The sequence below is a fragment of the Rhodococcus sp. B50 genome, from assembly GCF_013602415.1.
Taxonomy (GTDB): Bacteria; Actinomycetota; Actinomycetes; order Mycobacteriales; family Mycobacteriaceae; genus Rhodococcus.
Genome location: NZ_WPAG02000002.1, coordinates 3690419 through 3708779 on the forward strand (window position 1 = coordinate 3690419; position 18361 = coordinate 3708779).

At 66.9% G+C, this 18361-nt stretch carries 13 protein-coding genes; 1 reads left to right on the forward strand and 12 read right to left on the reverse strand.

Going from position 1 to position 18361, the window contains the following annotated elements:
- Positions 1-35: 35 nt before the first annotated feature.
- From GON09_RS17385 to GON09_RS17400, 4 genes are all read right to left on the reverse strand, one after another.
- A complete protein-coding gene (locus tag GON09_RS17385) occupies positions 36-806 on the reverse strand; it encodes a hypothetical protein (protein ID WP_244865549.1) in 771 nt (256 codons plus the stop codon).
- A 185-nt stretch (positions 807-991) separates the two neighbouring features.
- The gene (locus GON09_RS17390) at positions 992-2443 is read right to left on the reverse strand and encodes a glutamate synthase subunit beta (protein ID WP_213932872.1); all 1452 of its coding nucleotides are present in this window, start codon (positions 2441-2443) and stop codon (positions 992-994) included.
- Positions 2436-7031 (reverse strand): glutamate synthase large subunit, encoded by a 4596-nt coding sequence (gltB, locus tag GON09_RS17395; RefSeq protein WP_213932873.1) that lies wholly within the window; start codon positions 7029-7031, stop codon positions 2436-2438. Before gltB ends, GON09_RS17390 begins: the two co-directional genes overlap by 8 nt.
- Before the next feature lie 301 nt (positions 7032-7332).
- Positions 7333-7893, reverse strand: a complete 561-nt coding sequence (locus GON09_RS17400; protein WP_213932874.1) for a TetR/AcrR family transcriptional regulator — start codon at positions 7891-7893, stop codon at positions 7333-7335.
- A gap of 68 nt (positions 7894-7961) precedes the next feature.
- On the opposite strand from GON09_RS17400, the gene GON09_RS17405 reads away from it, so the two are divergent.
- Entirely contained in the window at positions 7962-9005 is a 1044-nt protein-coding gene (locus tag GON09_RS17405; protein WP_213932875.1) for an FAD-dependent monooxygenase, read from the forward strand.
- 129 nt (positions 9006-9134) lie between these two features.
- On the opposite strand, the gene GON09_RS17410 is transcribed toward GON09_RS17405, so the two are convergent.
- The 8 genes from GON09_RS17410 to GON09_RS17445 all read right to left on the reverse strand — a co-directional run bounded on the left by GON09_RS17410 (position 9135) and on the right by GON09_RS17445 (position 18352).
- The gene (locus GON09_RS17410) at positions 9135-11252 is read right to left on the reverse strand and encodes a catalase (protein WP_213932876.1); all 2118 of its coding nucleotides are present in this window, start codon (positions 11250-11252) and stop codon (positions 9135-9137) included.
- A gap of 316 nt (positions 11253-11568) precedes the next feature.
- The gene (locus GON09_RS17415) at positions 11569-12225 is read right to left on the reverse strand and encodes a superoxide dismutase family protein (protein WP_213932877.1); all 657 of its coding nucleotides are present in this window, start codon (positions 12223-12225) and stop codon (positions 11569-11571) included.
- A gap of 52 nt (positions 12226-12277) precedes the next feature.
- A complete protein-coding gene (locus tag GON09_RS17420) occupies positions 12278-13030 on the reverse strand; it encodes a Clp protease N-terminal domain-containing protein (protein ID WP_213932878.1) in 753 nt (250 codons plus the stop codon).
- 56 nt (positions 13031-13086) lie between these two features.
- Positions 13087-14037 (reverse strand): DUF7065 domain-containing protein, encoded by a 951-nt coding sequence (locus tag GON09_RS17425; protein WP_213932879.1) that lies wholly within the window; start codon positions 14035-14037, stop codon positions 13087-13089.
- Complete coding sequence (locus GON09_RS17430) at positions 14034-14294, reverse strand: hypothetical protein (RefSeq protein ID WP_213932880.1); 261 nt, start codon at positions 14292-14294, stop codon at positions 14034-14036. The genes GON09_RS17425 and GON09_RS17430 overlap by 4 nt, the downstream gene beginning before the upstream one ends.
- Positions 14295-14320: 26 nt before the next feature.
- Positions 14321-15508 (reverse strand): amidohydrolase family protein, encoded by a 1188-nt coding sequence (locus tag GON09_RS17435; protein WP_213932881.1) that lies wholly within the window; start codon positions 15506-15508, stop codon positions 14321-14323.
- Between the two features lie 61 nt (positions 15509-15569).
- Positions 15570-16787 carry a cytochrome P450 gene (locus GON09_RS17440; protein ID WP_213932882.1) on the reverse strand — a complete coding sequence of 406 codons (1218 nt, stop codon included), beginning with the start codon at positions 16785-16787 and terminating at the stop codon, positions 15570-15572.
- A 92-nt stretch (positions 16788-16879) separates the two neighbouring features.
- A complete protein-coding gene (locus tag GON09_RS17445) occupies positions 16880-18352 on the reverse strand; it encodes an aldehyde dehydrogenase family protein (RefSeq protein ID WP_213932883.1) in 1473 nt (490 codons plus the stop codon).
- Positions 18353-18361: the final 9 nt, after the last annotated feature.

Below are 18361 nucleotides of genomic sequence, written 5' to 3' on the forward strand. Positions count from 1 at the left end.
GAGTCCGGAACGTTGTGGTGACGGTTCGAGCGGTGTCAGCCGCGGACGACGGTCACCTGTCCCCCGCCGATGTTCGTCACGAAGACGTTGCCCGTCCCGTAGTCGATCGCGGTCCCCGGCACGGGACGCTCGACCACGCTCCCACCGGCGGTCGGCGTAGGCTCCGCGACGACGATGTCGGGCCCGAAGAGGTTTGTCACGTAGATGTTTCCGCTGAACGGATCGGTGATCACCGCGCCCGGCGGAGGCGGCGGGGGTGCCGGAAGTTCCGCCGGCGCGACTGCACGGTCGACGACCGTGACGCCTCCCGTCCCGAGGTTGGTGACGAACACGCCGTCGGATCCCGCGTCGAGGAGCATCTCCGGCATCCCGGGAATCGGCGCCGGTGCGGGAGCTGCGGCGGGCTCGGGCGTGACCTCCGTGCGGTGAACCGTGACCGCACCGGTACCGACATTGGTGACCGCGACGTTGCCGAGGCCGCCGTCGACCCGCATCTCGACGAGCGCGGTGGAGACCTCCGTGCGGCCAGGGACGCGTCCCTCGGGGTGCGTGACGGTCACCGCGCCGGGACCGACGTTGGTGATGCACGCATTGCCGGCGCCGCCCTGCAGACCGAGGAGCCGGGGGCCGTCGAAGCCGAACACCGGTGGGACAGGCTCGGCTCCGTCGACCGAGACCAGGCCGCCGCCGTTCCGGATGCATGCGTCCGCAGGGCCGGCGGCCGCTGCAGGAGCCGCCGCGACGGCGGCCACGACGGCACCCGCACCCATCACGACCGTTGCCAGTGCACGTCTCGTAGCCGTCATGCGCAGAACCATAACGGTTGCGGCGCCCGGCGACACGGAAATGTCACAAGCGCAGCGCGCCCGGCGATGCCGAAGGCGACTTCGGTGGATCCACCCCCGGAAAACGGGGCTGGATCCCCCCGAATCGTGAATACGAGCAGTGGAGCGCTACGACGCTGGAGCGCTCAGCCGGCACAATCCAGCGCTCAGCGCTGCGGCACAGTGCTGGTCGTGATCGGCACCGGCAGTGCCGACTCGCCCTCGAGGAAGCTGTCCACCGCAGCGGCGCACGCGCGACCCTCGGCGATCGCCCAGACGATGAGCGACTGTCCGCGTCCCATGTCGCCGGCGACGAAGACACCGTCGACGTTGGTGGCCCACTCCGTCGAGCGGGCGACGTTGCCGCGCTGGTCGAAGTCGACACCGAGATCGGTGAGCAGACCCGGCTTCTCGGCGCCCGTGAAACCCATCGCGAGCAGCACCAGATCGGCCTCGAGCTCGAAGTCGCTTCCTTCGACCTTCTGGAAGCGACCGTCGACCATCTTCACCTCGTGCGCCTTCAGCGCGGTGACCTTGCCGTCCTTGCCGAGGAATTCCTCGGTGTTGACGGAGAAGACACGCTCGCCGCCCTCCTCGTGAGCCGAGGAGACGCGGTACATCAGCGGATAGGTCGGCCACGGGGTCGAGTCGGCACGCTGCTCCGGCGGACGCGGCATGATCTCGAACTGGTGGACGCTGGCCGCACCCTGACGATGCGAGGTGCCGAGGCAGTCGGCACCGGTGTCGCCACCGCCGATGATGACGACCTTCTTGCCCTCGGCCGTGATGGTCGGGGCGGGCAGGTCGCCGAGCTGCACGCGGTTGGCGATCGGCAGGAACTCCATCGCCTGGTGGATGCCGTCGAGTTCGCGGCCGGGGATCGGCAGATCACGGGCGACGGTCGCGCCACCGGCGAGCACCACCGCGTCGAACTGCTCGCGCAGTTCGTCGGCGGTGATGTCGACACCGACGTTCACGCCCGGCTTGAAGACGGTGCCCTCGGCCTCCATCTGTGCGAGACGGCGGTCGATGAAGTGCTTCTCCATCTTGAACTCGGGGATGCCGTAGCGGAGCAGACCGCCGATACGGTCGGCCCGCTCGAACACCGTCACCGAGTGGCCGGCACGTGTGAGCTGCTGTGCCGCAGCCAGTCCCGCAGGACCGGAACCCACAACCGCGACCTTGCGGCCGGTGAGCCGCGACGGCGGGACCGGCTTGACGCGACCCTCGTCGAAGGCCTTCTCGATCAGCTCGACCTCGACCTGCTTGATGGTCACCGGGTCCTGGTTGATACCGAGCACGCACGACGCCTCGCAGGGCGCCGGGCAGAGCCGGCCGGTGAACTCGGGGAAGTTGTTCGTCGCGTGGAGACGCTCGATGCCGTCCTCCCACTTGCCCTTGTAGGCGAGGTCGTTCCACTCGGGGATGAGATTTCCGAGCGGGCAACCGTTGTGGCAGAAGGGAATACCGCAGTCCATACAGCGGCTCGCCTGGGTCTGGAGGGTCTCGAGCGGGAACGGCTCGTAGACCTCCTTCCAGTCGAGGAGTCGCAGCGGGACGGGCCGGCGAACCGGGGTCTCGCGGGAACCGTGCTTGAGGAAACCGGTGGGATCAGCCACGAGCTGCCTCCATGATCGCCTCGTCCACGTTCGCACCACGGATGGTGGCGTCCTTGATAGCCATGAGTACCTTCTTGTAATCGCGAGGCATGACCTTCGCGAAGTGGCTGACCTGTTGTGACCAGTCGGCCAGGATGCGGGCTGCAACCTCGGAGCCCGTTTCGTCACGATGCCGTTCGACGGCGCCCTTGAGCCAGGCGAAGTCCTCACCCGCGAGATCCTCGAGGTCGACCAGCTCGGTGTTCAGGTTGTTCTCGAAGTCCTTGTCCGGGTTGTACACGAACGCGACACCACCGGACATGCCCGCACCGAAGTTGCGGCCGGTCTTGCCGAGGATGACGACCTTGCCACCCGTCATGTACTCGCAGCCGTGGTCGCCGACGCCTTCGACGACGGCCGTGGCTCCGGAATTGCGGACCGCGAAGCGCTCACCTGCGATGCCGCGGATGAGGACCTCACCGGCCGTGGCACCGAACAGGATCACGTTGCCGGCGATGATGTTGTCCTCGGGCACGAAGCCCTCGGCGGCGTTGTGCGGCGGGCGCACGATGATGCGGCCACCCGACAGGCCCTTGCCGACGAAGTCGTTCGCGTCGCCGTTGAGCCGCATCGTGATGCCGCGCGGGACGAACGCACCGAAGCTGTTGCCGGCCGAACCCGTGAAGGTGATGTCGATCGTGTTGTCCGGCAACCCTTCCGCACCGTACTTCTTGGTGAGCTCGTGGCCGAGCATCGTGCCGACGGTGCGGTTGACGTTGGTGATCGGGGTGTCGAACGAGACCGCCGTACCCGACTCCAGAGCCGGCTGCGCCTTTGCGATCAGCTCGTTGTCGAGCGCCTTGTCCAGGGCGTGGTACTGCTCCTTGGTGCAGTACATGTCCTGCTCGCCGAAGATCGGGGAGGTGACCTTCTCGAGCAGCGGCGACAGATCGAGCTTCGACGCGCGGTAGTGCTCGACGGCCTTGCGGGTGTCGAGGACGTCCACCTGACCGATGGCCTCGTCGAGGCTGCGGAAGCCGAGTTCGGCGAGGTACTCACGCACCTCTTCGGCGATATACAGCATGAAGTTCTCGACGAACTCGGGCTTGCCGGTGAACCGCTTGCGCAGCACCGGGTTCTGCGTCGCGACACCCACGGGGCAGGTGTCGAGATGGCACACGCGCATCATGATGCAGCCCGAGACCACCAGCGGTGCGGTCGCGAAACCGAACTCCTCGGCACCGAGGAGCGCGGCGACGATCACGTCGCGGCCCGTCTTCATCTGGCCGTCGACCTGCACGACGATGCGGTCGCGCAGGCCGTTGAGCATCAGCGTCTGCTGGGTCTCGGCGAGACCGATCTCCCAGGGAGCACCCGCGTGCTTGAGGGAGGTCAGCGGCGACGCGCCGGTGCCACCGTCGTGACCGGAGATGAGCACGACGTCGGCGTGTGCCTTCGACACACCCGCGGCGACCGTGCCGACACCGAGCTCGGAGACCAGCTTCACGTGGATGCGGGCCTGCGGGTTGGCGTTCTTCAGGTCGTGGATCAGCTGCGCGAGATCCTCGATCGAGTAGATGTCGTGGTGCGGCGGCGGCGAGATCAGGCCGACGCCCGGCGTCGAGCCGCGCACCTCGGCGACCCACGGGTACACCTTGTGCGGCGGGAGCTGACCGCCCTCACCCGGCTTCGCGCCCTGCGCCATCTTGATCTGGATGTCGGTGCAGTTGGTCAGATAGTGCGCGGTGACACCGAAACGACCCGAGGCGACCTGCTTGATCGCCGAGCGCCGCCAGTCGCCGTTCTCGTCCGGGGTGAAACGACTGGGATGCTCGCCGCCCTCACCGGAGTTCGAGCGGCCGCCGAGACGGTTCATCGCGATCGCGAGGGTCTCGTGCGCTTCGGCCGAGATGGAGCCGTAGCTCATCGCACCGGTGGAGAAGCGCTTGACGATCTCGCTCGCCGGCTCGACCTCGTCGAGCGGCACCGGCGGACGCACGCCCTCCTTGAACTCGAACAGACCGCGCAGCGACGCGAGCCGCTCCGACTGGTCGTCGACGAGCTTCGTGTACTCCTTGAAGATCGAGTACTGGCCGGTGCGGGTCGCGTGCTGGAGCTTGAACACCGTGTCCGGGTTGAACAGGTGGTACTCGCCCTCGCGTCGCCACTGGTACTCGCCGCCCACCTCGAGCTCGCGGTGCGCGCGCTCGGACTGACGGTCGAGGAAGGCCGTGCGGTGGCGGGCCGCGACGTCCGCGGCGATCTCGTCGAGACCCACGCCGCCGAGCTGCGACTGCAGACCGGTGAAGTACTCGTCGACGAGTTCCTGCGACAGGCCGATGACCTGGAACAGCTGCGCACCCGTGTAGGAGGCGAGCGTGGAGATGCCCATCTTGGACATCACCTTGAGCACGCCCTTCGAGGCCGCCTTGATGTAGTTGGCGATGGCCTTGTCGAGGGTCGTGCCCTCGGGCAGGTCGCCGTTCTGCAGCAGCTCGTCGATGCTCTCGAACGCCATGTACGGGTTGACCACCGCCGCACCGAAACCGCACAGGGCGGCGATGTGGTGGACCTCGCGGGCGTCGCCGGCCTCGACGAGCAGACCGACCTGGGTGCGGGTCTTCTCGCGGACGAGGTGGTGGTGCACCGCGGAGGTGAGCAGCAGCGACGGGATCGGTGCCAGCTTCTCGTCGGATTCGCGGTCGGACAGCACGATCAGGCGTGCGCCCTTCTCGATGGCCTGCGAGACCTGCTCGCGGATCGACGTGAGTGCGCGACGCAGACCCTCACCGCCCTCCGCGACCGGGTACAGGCCGCGGATGATGACGCTGTTGAAGCCGGGGAACTGCTTCTCGTCGTTGACGTGGATGAGCTTCTGCAGGTCGTCGTTGTCGATGACCGGCGCACCGATGAGGATCTGCCGGCAGGACGCCTCGGTGGGGTTCAGCAGGTCGCCCTCGGGGCCGAGCATGCCGCCCATGCTGGTGACGATCTCCTCGCGGATCGCGTCGAGCGGCGGGTTGGTCACCTGGGCGAACAGCTGCGAGAAGAAGTCGAACAGCTGACGCGGACGCGACGACAGCACGGCGATGGGCGTGTCGGTGCCCATCGAGCCGAGCGCCTCGGCGCCGGATGCGGCCATCGGCTTGACGAGCAGGTCCACCTCTTCACGGGTGTAACCGAACACCTGCTGACGCAGCACCACACGCTCGTGCGACATGTAGGTGTACTTGCTCTCGGGCAGATCTTCGAGGCGGGTCACGCCGCCTGCGACCCACTCCTCGTAGGGATGCTCGGCGGCGAGCTCGCGCTTGATCTCCTCGTCCTCGACGATGCGACCCTTGGCCGTATCGACGAGGAACATGCGGCCCGGCTGCAGGCGGCGCTTGCTGACGATCTTCTCGGTGGGGATGTCGAGCACACCCACCTCCGAAGCCATGACGACGAGGCCGTCGTCGGTGACCCAGGCACGCGAGGGGCGCAGACCGTTGCGGTCGAGCACCGCGCCGATGACGGTGCCGTCGGTGAAGCACACCGAGGCCGGTCCGTCCCACGGCTCCATGAGGGCCGCGTGGTACTCGTAGAACGCGCGGCGGGCCGGATCCATCGAGTCGTGGCGCTCCCACGCCTCGGGGATCATCATGAGCACGGCGTGCGGCAGGCTGCGGCCACCGAGGTGCAGCAGTTCGAGCACCTCGTCGAAACGTGCGGTGTCGGACGCGCCCGGTGTGCAGACCGGGAAGATCTTCTCGAGCTTGTCGCGGCCACCGAAGACCTCGGTGTCGATGAGTGCCTCACGGGCACGCATCCAGTTGGCATTGCCGGTGACGGTGTTGATCTCACCGTTGTGCGCAACGCGACGGAAAGGATGCGCGAGCGGCCACGACGGGAACGTGTTGGTGGAGAAGCGCGAGTGCACGAGGCCGAGGGCCGAGACGACGCGCTCGTCCTGCAGGTCGCGGTAGAAGCCCTTCATCTGGGGCGTGGTGAGCATGCCCTTGTAGACGAAGGTCGACGCCGACAGGCTCGGGAAGTAGACGGTCTCGCTGCCGGGACCGTCCTCACCCGCGCCGTGGTGGCCGAGCTCGTGCTCGGTGCGCTTGCGCACGACGTACGCGCGGCGCTCGAGTTCGAGGCCGGTCAGCGCGCGGGCGCCGGAGGCGATGAAGATCTGCCGGAAGGTGGGCATGGCGTCCTGGGCCATGGAACCCAGCTCGGACTCGTCGATCGGCACCTCGCGCCAGCCGAGCACCTCGAGCCCCTCTTCCGCGACGATGCGGTCGACCTCGGCGGCTGCGGCGTCGGCCTTGGTCGCGTCCTTGGGCAGGAACGCGATACCGGTCGCGTACGCGCCTTCGGCGGGAAGATCGAAGTCGACGACCTCACGGAAGTAGGCGTCGGGGACCTGGATCAGGATGCCGGCGCCGTCGCCGGTGTTCTGCTCCGCTCCCGCTGCACCGCGGTGTTCGAGATTCACCAGGGCGGTGATCGCCTTCTCCACGATGTCGCGACTGCGACGACCGTGCATGTCGACGACGAACGCGACGCCACAGGAGTCGTGCTCGTTCGCCGGGTGGTAGAGCCCTCGAGGCCCGGGAAGATGAGTCATACCTAGCCTTCGTTGATGCGATAGCACCGACGACCAGCAGCGCTGATGGCCATCTACTGCCGTAGACGGGTATCGGCCGGGTGCCCGATACCTTCGACATCGCCAGTATCCGCTCATCCGCGACGGTGCGGGTGCCTTTTTCGGCAGCGCGAGCGTGGACCCGGCGACCGGTGGGACGTCGTGGTCCCACCGTCTTCGAATTGAACGATATGCCAGGTATCGGGGGGTAACGCAAGCAAGCCTGCCCTATTTTCCCGCCGACCTGCGGAAACGCGGCCGTAACGCGCCGGAAGCGCGGTCGTCACGCTGCGGTGGCGAGAAGAGTCCGGACGAGCCGGGCGACACCGTCGCGCGGATCCGGTTCGTCGTCGCGTGACGTGCAGCGATGCAGGATCAGTCCGTCCAGGTAGTCGATGAGAACTCGCGCGGCCGTGGCGGAATCGCTCACACCGAGGCCCGCGAGCACGGTTCCGATCCATCCGCGCAGTTCACTGCGGCGGATCTCGACCCCGGCCCGCAGTTCGGGTGTCGCCATCGCCTCGACGAACATCGCGAGACGTGCGCGGGTTCGCACGAGATCGTCTCCCGTCGCGAACATCACATAACCGTGCACCAGATCCTCGAGTGCACGGGCGTCGCCCGGCATCGCCGCGCCGATCGCCGAGATCTGGACCCGATCCTGCTCGAGCAGCCTGTCGAGTACACCTTCGACGAGGGCCTGACGGGTGCGGAAGTAGTTGGAGGTGGAACCGGCGGGCACGCTCGCGACCGCGTCGACGCGGCGGTGGGTGAGAGCCCGCAGCCCCTCGGTGCCCACCAGGGTGATCGCTGCGTCGACGACCAGGGTGCGTTTGTCGGTCACGCGCTCGATCCTACGACCCTCACTACAGAAGTAGTGACTGTCCACTACACATGTAGTACGGTGGCGGCATGGCCACGCGACACGGCAAAGCAGCAGTAGTCGGCGGCGGGATCGGCGGACTCACCGCCGCCAATGCACTCGTCCGGCGCGGCTGGCACGTCGACGTCTTCGAACGTGCACCGTCGCTCCCCGAGACCGGCACTGCGCTCGGCATGTGGGCCGAAGCCCGAGACGCCCTGACGACCGCGGGTCGCGGTTCCGGCCTCGGCGGGCAGGTGGAGAAGCTCGGCGTGCTGCAGGACGGCGCGGCCTTCCTGCGATGGGACGGCTCGGCGATCGGACGCATCCGCAGCATGACGCGACCCGTCGTCCTGCTCTCACGGCCGAAACTTCTCACGATCCTGGCCGAGGGCCTGCCGTCCGGTCTCGTACGGTTCGGAGCCCCGGCCCCCGAGTTGTCCGATCTCTCCTCCTACGACGTCGTCGTCGCGGCGGACGGCATCAACAGCGCGGTGCGCGACCGGCTGTTCGGGCCCTCCTATCGTCCCGTGTACACCGGCTACTCCGCGTGGCGCGGCTGGGCGCCGGGTACCGCGTCGACGACGAGCGAGTCGTGGGGGCCGGGCGCGCTGTTCGGCATCACTCCGCGCGACGGGGACCTCACCAACTGGTTCGCGGCCGTGCGCGCTCCGGCCGGTGGAGCGGGAAGCGTCGACGAACTACGCGAGCGCTACCGCGACTGGCATCCGGCCGTGCGCGACGTGCTCGTACGGATCGACCCCGCCGAGGTCCTGCATCACGACCTGTACGAGTCCGCCCCGTTGCCGTCCTTCGTCCATGGCACGGTCGCGCTGATCGGCGACGCGGCCCACGCGATGGCGCCCAACCTCGGTCGCGGGGCATGCGAGGCGATGATCGATGCCGCGACACTCGCGGTACTGCTGTCCGAGCACTCGGTACCGGAGGCGTTGAAGCGATACGACCGTGCTCGGCGCCGCCGCACCCAGCGGTTCGTGCGTGCATCCCGCGCCCTCGCCCGCGTGGCGACCGCGCGCCGGTTCACGGCGCTGCGCGACCCGTTCGTGGGCATCACCGCGCGATGCGCCCGATGACCCGATTCATGGCTTGACCTGGGCGTAAATAACAACTGGCCGCAGCGATGAAAATCAGCTGCGGCCAGAGGTAACGAAAGAATAACTTGGGGCACCCGAACTTCGGAAGGCAAGTTCAGGTGAGGTCTGTCACACGGTGTCTCGTTCCCACACGCGGTGGGTACCCAGCAGCTCCAGCACCTGCGCAACGGCCGTTTCCGGCCCGTCCACGATCTCGACACCGGGTGCCTTCAGCTCTTCCAGCGCCGCTGCACCGGCCCCCCACGCTGCCAGTGCCTTGTGGTGGCGGAACATCTCGTCGACGAGGATCCGGACTCTCGTGTCGGGCACGGTGGTCGCCATGATCACCGCGTCGAACTCGATCGACCGGGCCGTGAGGAAGGTGCGCGAGATCGGAACGACTCCTCCGAGCATCCCGCCGTGCGGAGCAACCACGAGCGGCACGCAGTCGGCCGCATCCACGGCCTGCACGGCCGCGAGGACCTGATCGACGTCGGTGGTGTCGTCGGCGACGATGCCGATCAGCCGACCCTGCACGGGCCACGTCTTGCCGACCTGTGCCAGCGCGGGGCTCTGCGGGAGATCGGAGACCTCGACGGCCGGCTTCGGGGCCGGCAGACCGAGACCGGCGGCCACCTTCTCGCACAGCCCCGTGTCGATGTTCGCCAGGATCTGCAGCTGCCGTTCCTTGATCGTCTGCTCGTAGCACTTGCCCAGCTCGAATGTGTAGGCGTAGGCGACGTGGTCCTGCTCGATATCCGACAGGCTCAGGTAGAACTGGCGGGCCTGCGTGTAGTGATCGTCGAACGACCGGGAGACCTCGCGTTCCTTCTTCGCCGCCGGTACCTCCACCGGCAGGTCGACGAAGGCACCCTCGGTGACTCCGGCCATGAACGGGCATCCCGCGTCGAGGGAGTTCGGCTTGTACGGAGCGACGCCCGTGTGGACGGCGTGCTGGTGGAAGCCGTCGCGGAACATGTCGTTGACCGGAGCGTGCGGACGGTTGATCGGGATGTGCCCGAAGTTCGGCCCGCCGAGCCGCGTCAGCTGGGTGTCGAGGTAGGAGAACAGGCGGCCCTGCAGCAGCGGATCGTCGGTGACGTCGATGCCCGGGACGAGATGGCCCGGATGGAAGGCGACCTGTTCGGTCTCGGCGAAGAAGTTGGTGGGATTGGCGTTGAGGACCATCGTGCCGATGATCTGCACGGGTGCGAGTTCCTCGGGAACGATCTTGGTGGGATCGAGCAGATCGATCCCCTCGAAGATCTGCTCCGGGGTGTCGGGGAAGACCTGCACGCCGAGATCCCATTCGGGGTAGGCGCCGGCCTCGATCGCGTCGGCGAGGTCGCGGCGGTGGAAGTCGGGATCGAAACCGTTGATGAGCTGGGCTTCCTCCCACACCAGCGAGTGCACGCCGAGTCGCGGCTTCCAGTGGAACTTGACCAGTGCGGTGTCACCCTCGGCATTGACCACGCGGAAGGTGTGGACGCCGAAGCCCTCCATCATCCGGTAGGAACGGGGGATGCCGCGGTCGGACATGTTCCACAGCGTGTGGGCCGTGGCCTCGGTGTGGAGCGAGACGAAGTCCCAGAAGGTGTCGTGGGCACTCTGCGCCTGCGGGATCTCCCGATCCGGATGCGGCTTGGCCGCGTGGACCACATCGGGGAACTTGATGGCGTCCTGGATGAAGAAGACCGGGATGTTGTTGCCGACGAGGTCGAAGGTGCCTTCCTCGGTGTAGAACTTCGTCGCGAAGCCACGGGTGTCGCGCACCGTGTCGGCCGAACCGCGGGAACCGAGCACCGTCGAGAACCGCACGAACACCTTTGTCTCGACGTCCTTCTGGAGGAAGTGGGCGCGCGTGATCGAACTCGCGGCACCCGTCGCGCGGAAGACGCCGTGGGCACCGGCGCCGCGGGCATGCACCACGCGCTCCGGGATACGTTCGTGGTCGAAGTGGGTGATCTTCTCGCGGAAGTGATGGTCCTGCAACAGGATCGGGCCGCGACGACCGGCCTTGAGGGAATGGTCGGTATCCGTCAGCCGAGCACCTTGAGCCGTCGTCAGGTACTCCCCCTGCTGGGCACGACCGCGCGGCAGATCCGCGGGAGTGCCGGTGGCCGTCCTGACCTCGGGCTCCGCCTGATCGGGCTTGGGCGCGGGCGGCGTCGTGGGCGTCGTGGGTTCCTCCACGGGCGGCACGGTGGACGAGGGAACACCGGGGATCTTGGGGGCGTCAGCGGACATACGGAACTCCGATTCGTGTGCTGTCGTCAGGGGCTGGACACGTCTTCCCCACGACTACCCGGGAGAACCGAGGTCAAACGCGGTCAGCGAATTCCGTCCCACCGTGTCCGCAGATCCGCTTCGTCGTCGACGGTCGTACCGCGTACTCGTCCACCGATGGTGTCGACGACGAATTTCATCCACGCTCCTCCCTCGTGACCCCCGGGCGTCAGCAGGGCACGAAAGCCGTTCGCTCAGGTACCCATTCGCCACACGAGAACGGTCCGGCGGGTGGACTTCACCCGCCGGACCGCCGGGGTGGACGGTCGCGTCCGGATCAGAAGTCGTCGTCGATGCAGGCGAGCCGGTCGCCGGCCTGTCCGGCCTCACCCGGAGCGGTCATGGTGTGCTGTGCGTGGAGCACCACCGAGTTGGCCTCGTCGTCGCGGAACTCCCAGTCGACGGTGGTGGACGCCTCGGCGTTGCCCTGCGCGTCGGTGGTGATGTCGAGCCAGATCTCGTTCTGCGGATTGGCGTAGGCGGGGTCGGTCGAGGGAGATTCGGGGTTCGCCGCGGGGTCGACCTGGTTCTGGTAGTGCGGCCCCGAATCGGATGGGTTCGGCCCGCACGGCCGGGTGTGGACGTGCGCCCCGAAGTCCCGATCGGGTTGCAGACCCATCACCCTGAGCGTGACGGTGGTCCGGCCGTCCTCCTCCTCGGATTCGACGTCGAAGGTCGCGCCGACCGGCACGGCCGCCTCGTCGTAGGTGAAGGCGTTGTCGTCGTCGCCTCCCTCGTTCGGAAGACCGAAGGCGTCGCCGCTCATTCCGGGCAGCGGCGTGGGCATGGCATCGGTGGTGGTGGTCGTGAGGGAGGTGGGTGGGGTCTCGACGGTGGTCTCGGTATCGGTGGACGAGTCGTCGCTGCTGCACCCCGTGGCCACGAGCGTGGCCACGGAGAAGCCCGCGACGAGACATGCCTGGCGTGTGTTCATGACTTCGACGTACCCCGAGGACGCCGTCCGCGAACCTGCCCGTGTTTGTCGCCTAGTCCTGTCTCCCGGTCTTCTGTTCCTCGGCCTTCTCGGCCTCGACGATCGCGGCGAGTTCCTCCGCGACCTTCTTCTCCACGGCGTTCTTGCTCACCCCGGCACCGGCCAGCACACCGTCACCGTTCTCGAGTTCGAGCAGCGCGAGGAGGATGTGCTCCGTTCCGATGTAGTTGTGTCCGAGTCGCAGAGCTTCGCGGAAGGTCAGTTCGAGAGCCTTGCGGGCTCCGGCGTCGTACGGAACGAGTTCGGGAACGTCGCCGGCCGCTTCGGGGAGCGCCGCTTCGGCGGCCGCGCGCAGGGCCGCGAAGTCCACGCCCTGGGCGGCGAGTGCGCGTGCGGCAAGCGACTCGGTGTCGACGAGCAGGCCGAGCAGCAGATGGACGGGTGTGATCTCGGGACTGCCGGTGGCGCGTGCTTCGTTCATCGACGCCATCACAGTGTTCTGCGCGCGCGGTGTGAACCGCGAGAAACCCTGTTGAGGGTCGAGGTCGTTGTCGCTCTTCGACACGAATCGCTTCTGGGCGGCCTGCTTGGACACGCCCATGCTCTGCCCGATCTCGGACCACGACTTGCCGGACCGCCGGGCCTGGTCGACGAAGTGACCGATCAGGTGATCGGCGACCTCGCCGAGGTGATCGGCCGCGATGACGGCGTCGGACAGTTGCTCGAGGGGATCGTCGTGGACCTTCTTGATCGCGTCGATGAGGTCGTCGAGCCGGATGGGGTGGGACGGCCGAATGGGTTCCATGCGTCAACTCTAAGTTGACGAATGGAACCCGTCAACCATTGGTTGACGGCTGATTCTCAGTCGGGCCGCACCGCAGCCCGAAACTCCTTGATCGGCCAGACGTCCTGGTCCTCTCCGTAGACGATGCGGCCGTCCACGTCGAACTCGAGCAGAGTGTTGATGCAGAGGTTCGTCGAACCCGGCAGGATCAGGCGGCTCCGCGCCCGACCACTCACGGTGATCTCGTCACCTGCCTCGTCGACCACCGTGAGATCCAGCGAATCGATCCATCCCCGCTCGGGATCGCGACCGGCCTTCCGATGCCCGCCACGCACCGCGACGACGTCCTCTCCCCGGCGCACATATCCCGAATGGATGTCGTCGCTGACGTCGGTGGGCGCCGAATAGGTGAGCAGGCTCAGGTGCGGATCGGCCAGCCACGTGTAACCGACACGGCGGTACCCGCGTTCTGTCCGCGGCCCCCACGAACGGTCGCGCATCGCGTAACAGTCGACATCGATCCGTTCGCCGTCGAGCACCACGGTTCCGGTGACTCGCCCCGTCTGGTCGTAGTGCGACGCCGACGGATACGGCGGTGACCCACTGCGCAACGGCACCGGCCGCTCGAGTCCAGTGAAGTGCAGGTCGGCGGTGATGCGGTCGCGATCGTCGTAGCGGACCGAGTACTCCATGCCCGGTTCGACGACCGTGATCGTCGCGCCCGTGGGGCTCGTCAGCACGCCGTTCTCGAACGTGGGGGGCTTGAGATGCGAGAACCCTTCGAAGAAGGGCACATTCCACGGCTCGCTACCGGTGTGGTCCCACAACCACAGTCCCCCGCCGGTCGTGCCGGCGTTGGCCCGGACACTCACGTACACCCAGGCGCCGATGTTGCGCTCCGGCACGAAGAACGAGAACCAGAAGGTCTCCGTCTCGTAGAAGTTGCCGGAGACCTCGTGCAGACCGTCGTCCTGGACCGTGAATCCACCGTCTGTCGTGGATCCTTCGGCAACAGCGGGATCCGTCATTCCGGAAGTCCTCTCAACGGGGCCGGACGGCCCTCACCGCGCACGCGATCGCGCACGGCGATCATCGCGGCGAGTCTGCGCTCCATGTCTTCCCGCGCCATCATGATGTCGTCTCCCCCTTCACCCCGGTCGAGCCTCGCGAGCCGTTCGCGTTCGGCCTCGATTTCCTCGTCGAGGAGAGAGCCCGCCAGATCGCGGGTCAGCAGATCCTGATCGGCCCAGTCGTCCTCCGGGATCTGCGTGATCGGTTCCTCCATGTCGGATTCCTTCTCGTCGGGCCGGATCACGCACGCGGAAAGTTGAACAACCCCCGTGCGTTGAGTTCGACGATCTTGTGGACGTCCTCGTCGGGCACGAGGCGCATCTGTTCCTGCACCACCTTGCGGCTGTTGGGCCAGTTCGAATCGGAGTGCGGGTAGTCGCCCTCCCACGTGATGTTGTCGATCCCGACGGCCTCGCGGTTGTCGACACCGAACTGGTCGTCGATGAAACAGCCGTAGATGTGCTTCGCGAACAATTCCGACGGCCGGACGCTCTGGTTGATGTTCTGGTAGAAGCGGTGCTTCTGCCAGGTCTGATCCATCCGCTCGAGCATGTAGGGAACCCACCCGATCCCGCCTTCGGAGAGCATGAACTTCAGGCCCGGATGCTTGTGGAAGACCGGCGAGAACAGCAGGTCGGCGGTCGCGTACATCGAGTTGCAGCCGAAGAGCGCGATCATCACCGCCATCGGCGCTTCGGGAGCGGTGATCGGTGCCTGACCCGACGTGCCGAAGTGCACGCACAGCGGTTGTCCTGTCTCCTCCACCGCCGAGAACAGTGGATCCCAGTGATCGGTGTGGAAGGACGGCAATCCGAGCGGGACGGGGTTCTCCACGAACGAGATGGCGCGCGAACCCTTCGCCGCGGTGCGGTGCACCTCCTCGACCGCCTCCTCCACCGACCACAGCGGCAGGATCGTCAACGGGATCAGGCGGTCGGGCGCGGTAGGGCACCACTCGTCGAGGATGTAGTCGTTCCACGCCTGCACGCAGAGCAACGCCAGTTCCTTGTCCTGCCCCTCGAGGAAGACCGTGCCGGCGAAGCGGGGGAAGGACGGGAACGACAGGGTGGCCTGCACACCGTCGATGTCCATGTCCTGCACACGGGATCTCGGGTCGTAACAACCCGGCAGCATCTCGTCGTACCGGGTGGGTTCGATGCCGTACTCCTCGGGCTTCTTGCCCGCCACGGCGTTGAGGCCGATGTACGGGTAGATGCGGCCCTCGTACTCCCACACCTGCGCGATCTTGGTCGCGCTGTCGAGTGCGCGGTCGCCGTCGCCGACGTGGATGGCCCTCGGCAGTTCCTTCTCGACGATTTTCGGGCCGGCCTCGAGGAACTTCGACGGCAACCGATCCGACCACAGCGCCGGGTGCTCGATCAGATGATCGTCGGTGGAGATCAAATGCATATGGTCCTGCAATGGCATTACGTCCTCCTGGATGTGCGGTGGATCGTCGTCGGCGACGCGGACAGCTCGCGACCGGAGCTCAGGCCCGGTCCCATTCGATCGGCAGCGAGGTGAGACCGAGCTGGCCGCCGGTCTCGGTGAGCTCGACATCCGGCACGAGGCGGTACTCCGGAATCCTCTTGTGCCACTCCTCCAGAGCGATACGCAGTTCGCGGCGCGCGAGGTGGGATCCGAGGCAGCGGTGCGGGCCGGCACCGAACGCGATGTGATTGTTCGGCGAACGTTCGATGTCGACCTCCGCCGCGTCGTCGAACGCCTCCTCGTCGCGGGTCGCGCCGCTCAGCGGGAAGTTCACCATGTCGCCGGCCTTCAGCGGCACACCCTCGAGTTCGGTGTCGTGCATGACCTTCCGGGCGGGTACGACGATTGCGTAGGCGCGGAGGAACTCCTCGACCGCACCCGGGATGAGCGACGGGTCCTCGACGATGCGCGCCCGATCCTCCGGATGCGACGCCAGGTGGTAGAACGCCCACCCCAGTGTCGCTGCCACCGTGTCGAGTCCGGCCATGAACATCAGTAGGCAGAACGAGAGCAGATCCTCGTCCTTCACGGGCGCACCGTCGATCTCGAAGGTCAGCGCCTTGCTGACGATGTCGTCCTTGGGCTCGACGCGTCGCTCGGCGATGATCGACGCGAACCGCCCCATCACGGCCTGCATCGCAGCGAGCTGTTTCTGCCCGCGGGCTTCGACGTCGTCGTCGCTCCCGTGCAGAATCGCGTGTTCCCATTCCATGAACTGGTCGAGTTCCTCGACCGGCATGCCCATGAGCTCGAGGAAGATGGTCGCGGGGAACACCTGTGCGAACTCGCGCATGAAGTCCACCTGGTTGCCCGACCGCGACGCGATGTCGTCGGCCAGCCCGGCTGCGCACTCACGGATATGCGGTTCGAGCGACTCCACCCACTTGGGCGAGAACAACGGGCCGAGCTGGCGCCGCCACTGGTGGTGCTCGTCGCCGTCGAGCATCTCCGGGATCCACTTGAAAGCCGGGTTCGGGTCGAGTGGGGTGACGACACTGTTCGAGAAGGTGTCGGGCCGCTGGAGCAGGTCGAGGATGCCCTCGTAGTTCACCACCGAGTAGAAACCGGGACCGAATTCGTTTCGGTAGACAGCGGATTCGCTGCGCAGCTCGTCGTACTTCTCGAACCACGTGCCGGCCTTCTGCAGTTCGGTGTAGTTGAAATTGTGGACAGGGCAACCGGAGATGGCAGCTCGGTCGGATTCGGCTCGGGTCATGTCAGATCCTTACGAAGAGAAAATGCGAGTGGGCTCAGCCGCCGCCGGCGGCGCTCCATGTCCTCAGCCGCCGGTGGCGGCGCTCCATGTCCTCAGCCGCCGGTGGCGGCACTCCATGTGACGGCCTTGGTTTCCAGGTACTCGTCGAGTCCGGCTGCGCCCCATTCGCGTCCGAGTCCCGACTGCTTGTATCCGCCGAACGGCACGTGCGGGGTCACTCCCCCGCCACCTCCGTTGATCGACACGAAACCGGTGCGGATGCGCTTGGCGATGCCGTAGGCGCGCGCCGGATCGGCGGCGAACACGCTTCCCCCGAGACCGAATTCGCTCTCGTTGGCCAGACGGACGGCGTGATCGTCGTCGTCGAACGGGATGATGACACCGACCGGGCCGAAGAACTCCTTCTGCGCGATATCCATCGAGTTGTCGACGTCGACGAACAGGGTCGGTTCGACGAAGTAGCCCTTGTCGAGTCCGACGGGGCGACCTCCACCGAAGGCGATCTTCGCGCCCTCCTCGACCCCACGGGCGATGAGCCTCTCGACCTTGGTGCGCTGCGCCTCGCTGATCAGCGGGCCCATCATCACGCTCGGATCGGCGGGATCGCCGACCGTGATGGTCCCCAGTCCCGCGGTCACGTAGGCGACAAGTTCGTCGTAGCGGGAACGGTGCACGAGGGTGCGGGTGAACAGCGAGCATCCCTGCCCGGAGTGGGTGACCATGTTGCCGATCACCGATTCGGCGACCTTCGCCAGGTCGGCGTCCTCGCAGATGATGTTGGCCGATTTGCCGCCGAGTTCGAGGACGACCTTCTTCAGGGTGGGGGCGGCCTGTTCGTAGACCGCGCGGCCGACCGTGTCGGATCCGGTGAAGCTCACCAGGTCGACGTCGCGACTGGTCGTGAGTTCGCGACCGGCCTCGGTGTCGCCGGTGACGATGTTGAGCACGCCCGGCGGGAGTCCGGCCTCCTCGGCGATCGTGCCGAGGATCAGCGCCTCGAGAGGCGTCGTGGGTGCCGGCTTGAGGACCGCGGTGCATCCGGCGGCCAACGCAGGCGCGACCTTCATGATGTTGAGGAAGAGCGGGAAGTTGTACGCCGAGATCAGCGCCGCGACACCGGCAGCCTCACGCAGGACGACGCCCTGACCGATCCCCTGCCCGATGGTGGGGAGCACGGGCTTCTCGAAATCGAAGGACGGCAGAATGCGTTCGGCCATGTCGCGGAAGTGCTGCAGCGGAATGCCCACCTGGAGGTATTCGGCCAGCGCCCGGGTGGAACCCGCTTCGGCGATGCTCAGATCGACCAGCTCGGCACGGCGTTTGTCGAGGGCGTCGGCCATGCGCAGCATCACCTGCGCGCGTTCGCGCGGGCTCATGTGCGGCCACGGACCTTCGTCGAACGCGCGTCTGGCCGCGGCGATCGCCCGGCGGACGTCGGTGACGGTGGCCTGCGGGGCGCGGCCGACGAGTTCGCCGTTGGCGGGGTTGAAGACGTCGAGGATCTCGCCGCCGTCGCTGTCCACCCAGACTCCGTCGATGAACAGCTGGGAAAAGTCGTGTGTCACAGGATTCTC